This window comes from Mycobacterium sp. NGS34, from assembly GCF_059812845.1.
In genome coordinates this window covers 413,782-420,081 of record NZ_JCALDM010000006.1, presented here as the reverse complement: position 1 = coordinate 420,081, position 6,300 = coordinate 413,782, and the positions used below count along the sequence as shown (strand labels likewise).

At 71.4% G+C, this 6,300-nt stretch carries 4 protein-coding genes; 2 read left to right on the top strand and 2 right to left on the bottom strand.

Annotated features, from left to right (window positions below):
• Window positions 1-3,546 (bottom strand): cobaltochelatase subunit CobN (gene cobN / locus AC5Y7V_RS18110; RefSeq protein WP_499881385.1); only part of this gene is annotated, 3,546 nt, incomplete at its 3' end.
• A 3-nt stretch (window positions 3,547-3,549) separates the two neighbouring features.
• A complete protein-coding gene (locus AC5Y7V_RS18105) occupies window positions 3,550-4,215 on the bottom strand; it encodes an alpha/beta hydrolase (protein ID WP_499881384.1) in 666 nt (221 codons plus the stop codon).
• Between the two features lie 58 nt (window positions 4,216-4,273).
• Here AC5Y7V_RS18105 and AC5Y7V_RS18100 point away from each other — a divergent pair, with 58 nt between their 5' ends.
• Window positions 4,274-5,116 carry an SDR family oxidoreductase gene (locus AC5Y7V_RS18100; RefSeq protein ID WP_499881424.1) on the top strand — a complete coding sequence of 281 codons (843 nt, stop codon included), beginning with the start codon at window positions 4,274-4,276 and terminating at the stop codon, window positions 5,114-5,116.
• A gap of 65 nt (window positions 5,117-5,181) precedes the next feature.
• Window positions 5,182-6,300, top strand: coding sequence for a precorrin-3B synthase (cobG, locus tag AC5Y7V_RS18095; protein WP_499881383.1), 1,119 nt, complete (start codon window positions 5,182-5,184; stop codon window positions 6,298-6,300).

The window sequence follows — 6,300 nt, the reverse complement described above, 5'->3', positions numbered from 1 at the left end:
CAGCGCCTGGCGCAGCCCGTCGAGGGTTTCCGGCTGGGGCTGCGCCCACATGCCGCGGCCGGCGGCCTCCAGCAGCCGCTCGGCCATGCCGTGCAGCGCCCACGGGTTGGATTCGGCCATGAACTTGCGGTTCTCGGGGTCCAGCACGTAACGCTCGGTCAGTTGCTCGTACATCCAGTCGGCCATCACGCCCGCGGTGGCGTCGTAGCCGAACAGGTAGTCCACGGTCGCCGCCATCTCGAACGCGCCCTTGTAGCCGTGCCGGCGCATCGCCGCCATCCAGCGCGGGTTGACCACGCGGGCGCGAAACACCCGGGTGGTCTCCTCCGACAAGGTCCGGGTGCGGATCGCGTCGGGCCGAGTGTTGTCGCCGATGTAGGCGGCGGGCGCCTGCCCGGTCAGCGCCCGCACCGTGGCGACCATGCCGCCGTGGTACTGGAAGTAGTCGTCGGAGTCGGCGATGTCGTGCTCGCGGGTGTCGGTGTTCTTGGCGGCCACCGCGATGCGCCGGTACTGACGGTTCATGTCGTCGGTCGCGGGGCGACCGTCCAGACCACGCCCGTAAGCGAACCCGCCCCAGGCCGTGTACACCTGCGCGAGGTCGGCGTCGTCGCGCCAGTTGCGGCTGTCGATCAGCTGCAGCAGCCCGGCGCCGTACGTTCCAGGCTTGGATCCGAAAATCCTTGTGGTGGAACGTCGTTCGTCGCCATGCTGGGCGAGGTCGGCCCGGGCGTGGGCGCGCACGTAATTGTCCTCGGCGGGCTCGTCGAGGTCGGCGACCAACCGCACCGCGTCGTCGAGCATGGTCACGACATGCGGGAAGGCGTCCCGGAAGAACCCGGAGATCCGCACCGTCACGTCGATGCGGGGCCGGCCGAGCTCGGCCAGCGGAATCGGCGTCAGGCCCACGACCCGCCGCGACGCGTCGTCCCAGACCGGTCGAACACCCAGCAGCGCGAGGACTTCGGCGATGTCGTCGCCGGCGGTGCGCATCGCCGAGGTGCCCCACACCGACAGCCCGACCGATTGCGGCCACTGCCCGTGGTCGCTCCGGTACCGGGCCAACAGCGAATCCGCCAGCGCCACACCGGCTTCCCACGCCAGCCGGGACGGCACCGCTTTCGGGTCGACGGAATAGAAGTTGCGCCCGGTCGGCAGCACGTTGACCAGGCCGCGCAGCGGCGATCCGGACGGGCCCGAGGGAATGAAGCGGCCGTCCAACGCCCTGAGCACCTGGTCGATTTCGGACGACGTGCCCGCCAGCCGGGGCACCACCTCGGTGGCCGCGAACCGCAGCACCGCCGCGACGTCGGCGTTGTCGGTGAGGCGGTCGGCGGCCCCCGGATCCCAGCCGCCGGCCTGCAGCGCCGCGACCAATTCGCGTGCCGCGGCTTCGGTTTGGTCGACCGCTGCGCGCTCGTCGGTGCCGTCCTCGGCCAGTCCCAACGCCTGCCGCAGGCCGGGGAGCGCGTGCTCGCCTCCGAACAGTTGGCGTGCGCGCAGGATGGCCAGCACCAGGTCGAGTTCGGCCTCGCCCGTGGGCCGTTGGCCCAGCACGTGCAGCCCGTCGCGGATCTGGACATCCTTGATCTCGCACAGCCACCCGTCGACGTGCAGGATCATGTCGTCGAACGCGTCCTCGGCGGGCCGTTCGGTCAGCCCCAGGTCGTGGTCCATCTTGGCGGCCCGGATCAGCGTCCAGATCTGCTGGCGGATGGCGGGCAGCTTGCCGGGGTCCAGCGCCGCGACGTTGGCGTGCTCGTCGAGCAGCTGCTCCAAACGCGCGATGTCGCCGTAGGTTTCGGCGCGGGCCATCGGCGGGATGAGATGGTCGACGAGCACGGCGTGCGCCCGCCGTTTGGCCTGGGTGCCCTCGCCGGGGTCGTTGACGAGGAACGGGTAAATCAGCGGCAGGTTGCCCAGCGCGGCGTCGGATCCGCAGGCCGCCGACATGCCGAGGGTCTTGCCCGGCAGCCATTCCAGGTTGCCGTGCTTGCCGAGATGCACCACCGCGTCGGCTTTGAATCCGGTGTCCAGCCAGCGGTACGCGGCCAGGTAGTGGTGGCTGGGCGGCAGGTCGGGGTCGTGGTAGATGGCGACTGGGTTCTCCCCGAACCCGCGGGGCGGCTGGACCATCAAGACGAGGTTGCCAGCTTGCATTGCGGCGATGACGATTTCGCCGTCGGGGTCCGCCGTGCGGTCGACGAAGAGATCGCCGGGCGGCGGTCCCCAGTGCTTGACGACGGCGTCGGCGAGGTCGGCGGGCAGGGTCGCGAACCATTCGCGATACTCCTTGGCGGACACCCGAATCGGGTTGCCGGCCAGCTGCCCTTCGGTGAGCCAGTCGGGGTCTTGTCCCCCGTGTTCGATCAGCGCGTGGATCAGGGCATCGCCGTCGTTGGCCTCGACGCCGGGCAGATCGCCCACCCGATACCCGCGTTCGCGCATCGCGCGCAGCAGGGCGACCGCGCTGGCCGGGGTGTCCAGCCCGACCGCGTTGCCGATGCGGGCGTGCTTGGTCGGATAGGCCGAAAACACCAGGGCCACCCGCTTATCGGACACCGCGACGTGGCGCAGCCGCGCGTGCCGGATCGCCAGGCCCGCGACCCGCGCGCAGCGTTCGGGATCGGCGACATAGGAGATCAGCCCGTCGTCGTCGATCTCCTTGAACGAGAACGGGACCGTGATGATGCGCCCGTCGAACTCGGGCACCGCGACCTGGGTGGCCACGTCGAGGGGGCTCAGGCCGTCGTCGTTGTCGCGCCATTGGTCGCGGGGGCTCGTCAGGCACAGGCCCTGCAGGATCGGGATGTCCAGCGCGGCAAGGTGTTCGACATTCCAGCTGTCATCGGAACCACCAGCCGCCACCTCCGCCGGTTTCAGTCCGCCGGCGGCCAGCACCGTGACCACCATGGCGTCGGCGTCGCCAAGCCGTTGCAGCAGTTCGGGTTCGGCGGTGCGCAGCGAGGCGCAGTAGACGGGCAGCGCTCGCCCGCCGGCGTCTTCGATGGCCCGGCACAGCGATTCGATGTAGGCGGTGTTGCCGGCCAGCTGCTGCGCGCGGTAATAGAGCACCGCGATGGTGGGGCCGTCGCCCTCGGCGGCGTCCGGCCGCGGCAGCTCGCCCCACGTCGGCGTCACCACCGGCGGGGTGAATCCGAAACCGGTCATCAGCACCGTGTCCGAGAGGAAGGCGTGCAGCTGGCGCAGGTTCTCCACGCCGCCGTGCGCCAGATAGATGTGGGCCTGCACCGCGATGCCGGCCGCCGGCGTGGACAGGCCGGTCAGCTCTGCGTCGGCGGCCTGCTCGCCGCTGACGAGCACCGTCGGGACGCCGCTGGCGAGCACGGCGTCGATGCCGTCCTGCCAGGCGCGGTAGCCACCGAGGATCCGGACGACGACGATGGCGGCGTCCGCCAGCAGGTCGGGCAGTTCCTCGTCCGAGAGCCGCGACGGGTTGGCCCACCGATAGTTCTTCCCGCTGGACCGGGCGCTGATCAGGTCCGTGTCGGACGTCGACAGCAGCAGGATCCTCGGCTCAACCACCCGTCATTCGTACCGCAGCGTCGCCGCGATGCGCGCGGCGACCTCGCCGGCCACCCCGAGCGCCGCTCCGCCCGTCGCCGGCACGTAGCGATCCGCGACCGGGTCGTAGTCGGCGCCGGCGATCGAGCCGTGATCGGCCGCCAGCTCCACCAGCTCCACCGGCCAACCGGCCCGGAGCAGGTCGGCGGCGAACGCCCTGCTCGCCGTGACCGGCACCGCGTCGTCGGCGAGGCCGTGCAGCAGCGTGAACGGCGACCGGGCGCCGTCGGCCGCCAGCATCTCGGTCGGCGTCCGCCCGGAGATCGGGTCCGGGACCATGAAGGCACCCGCCAGGCACACCGTGTGCGCGAGGGCGCCGTCGAAGTCCCCGAGCGTCACGCCCGCCGCGGCGCAACCCCCCAGGGACCACCCGACCAGGACCAACGGGCCGCTGGCGCGCTTCCGGGCGAATTCGAGCGATCGCAACAAGTCCGCGCGCCCGCCGTCGTCGGCGTGGGAGTTCCAGTCCGGAGCCACCACCGCGGCGCCGCGTTCGGCGAGCATGCCGGCCAGAGGCCCGACGACAGCGCGGGCGTCGGTCTGCATGCCGTGCCACAGCAGGACCGTCGGTTGCGTCGAAGCGCCGAAGACGTCGGCCAAACGTCCCGGGGCGTATTCCACCGTCCTCACGTGGACGAGTGTGCCCATTCGACGGAGAACCATGCCCATGCCGCGCGACACTGACGGGATGAAACGTGTGTCTCTCGGCGGTAAGGCGTCCGGACGAACAATTGCCGTCACGGGCGGTGCGCGCGGGATTGGCTTCGCTATCGCCGCAGCCCTGCACGGCACGGGCGACCGGGTCGCCATCGGTGATATCGACCAAACCGCCGTGACCGAAGCGGGTGACCGGCTCGGACTGACGGTCTATCGCGCCTTGGACGTGACCGACCGCCAATCCTTCACGACCTTCCTCGACACCGTCGAGCGGGAACTGGGCCCCCTCGACGTGCTGGTGAACAACGCCGGCGTCATCGCCGCCGGCAACGCGATTGACGAGCCCGACGCGGTCACCCAGCGCGTTCTCGACGTCAACATCCGGGGCGTCATTCTCGGCACCAAACTCGCCGCCCAGCGGATGCTGCCGCGCGGTCGCGGCCACATCGTGAACATCGGGTCGGTGGGGTGCGTGCTGCCCGCGGCCGGCGTCGCGACGTATTCCGCCACCAAGCACGCCGTGCTCGGCTATACCGACGCCGTCCGCATGGAGAATCGCGGTCGCGGCCTTCACTTTTCGGTGATCATGCCGTCGCTGACGAACACCGACATGGTCGCGGGCGCGGGCCACCCAACCGGCATCAAAAACGCCGAGCCGGAAGATGTCGCCCAGGCGGTTGCCGCCGTCATCGCCAGACCGCGGCGGCGCGTCGTAGTTCCGCGCGCGATGGGCATTGTCCTGTCGGCTCAGCGCCTGCTGCCGCAAACCATTGCGGAGGCGCTCGGGCGCGCGGTGGGAACGGACCGGGTTTTCACCACCGATCTGCAACCCGACAAGCGCCGGGATTACGCCCGGCGCAGCGGCACGTCCTGACCTCGGGCGGCGCGCGCAATGCGCGTCGGGTGCGCGGCTTGCCCGCGGAGTCGTACCGTGGGCGAGTGGTCCGAGCGCGCGACACCGACGCCTGCCCGGGTGCGCTGCAGGTGCATCTGGCGGCCGACGGTCCGCTGGTGCGGGTGCGCTTGCCCGGCGGCCGGCTCAACGCCGCGCAGCTGGCGACCCTGGCGAGCACGTCGACCACCTACGGCTCGGGAACGCTCGAACTGACCGGCCGGGGCAACGTGCAGCTGCGCGCGATCACCGACGTGGCCGCGGCCGCCGACGCGCTCGCAGAGGCCGGGCTGCTGCCGTCGCCGACCCATGAGCGGGTCCGCAACATCGTCGCGTCGCCCCTGTCGGGCCGCGTGGGTGGGCTGGCCGACGTGAGTGGGTGGGTGGGCGAGCTGGACGCGGCGATTTGCGCCGAGCCCAGGCTCGCGGAGCTGGGCGGCCGGTTCTGGTTCAGCCTTGACGACGGCCGCGCCGACGTGTCCGGGCTGGGCGCCGACGTCGGCGCGCATGCCCTGGACGACGGCGTCGCTCTTGTGTTGGCGGGGCGGGACACCGGTGTCCGGCTGGGTGTCGCCGACGTGGCGCCGTCGCTGGTCGCGCTCGCGGCGCGGTTCCTCGAGGTACGTGGGAAGGCTTGGCGCGTCTGCGAATTGGCCGACATTGCGACGCTGTGGCCCGGGGCCGAACTCGGCGCGGCTTTCCCGCCCGTGGCAAGGCCCCAGGTGGGCTGGATAGGCCAGGACGACGGCAGGGTGGCGCTGGGCGCCGCGGTACCGCTGGGCGTGCTGCCCGCCCGGGTCGCGGAATACCTGGCCGCCATCAAGGCCCCGCTGGTGGTCACGCCGTGGCGATCGGTGCTGGTGTGTGATCTCGATGAGGAGGTGGCCGACGTCGCGCTGCGCGTGCTGGCGCCGCTGGGCCTGGTTTTCGACGAGCACTCCCCCTGGCTGAGCATCAGCGCCTGCACCGGCAGCCCGGGCTGCCAGCATTCCGCCGCCGACGTGCGGGCGGACGCGGCGATGTCGTTGGACGCGCGGGACGCCGATGCGGGGGTGCACCGTCACTTCGTCGGCTGCGAACGCGCGTGCGGCAGCCCGCCCTTCGGGCAGGTCCTGCTCGCCAGCGGACAGGGCTATCGGCTGCTGCGCGACCAGCGCCTAAGGTGA

Bases quoted from the DNA above. Each gene is read 5' to 3' on its own strand.
- AC5Y7V_RS18100 (WP_499881424.1), top strand. From the start codon at position 4,274: ATGAAACGTGTGTCTCTCGGCGGTAAGGCGTCCGGACGAACAATTGCC.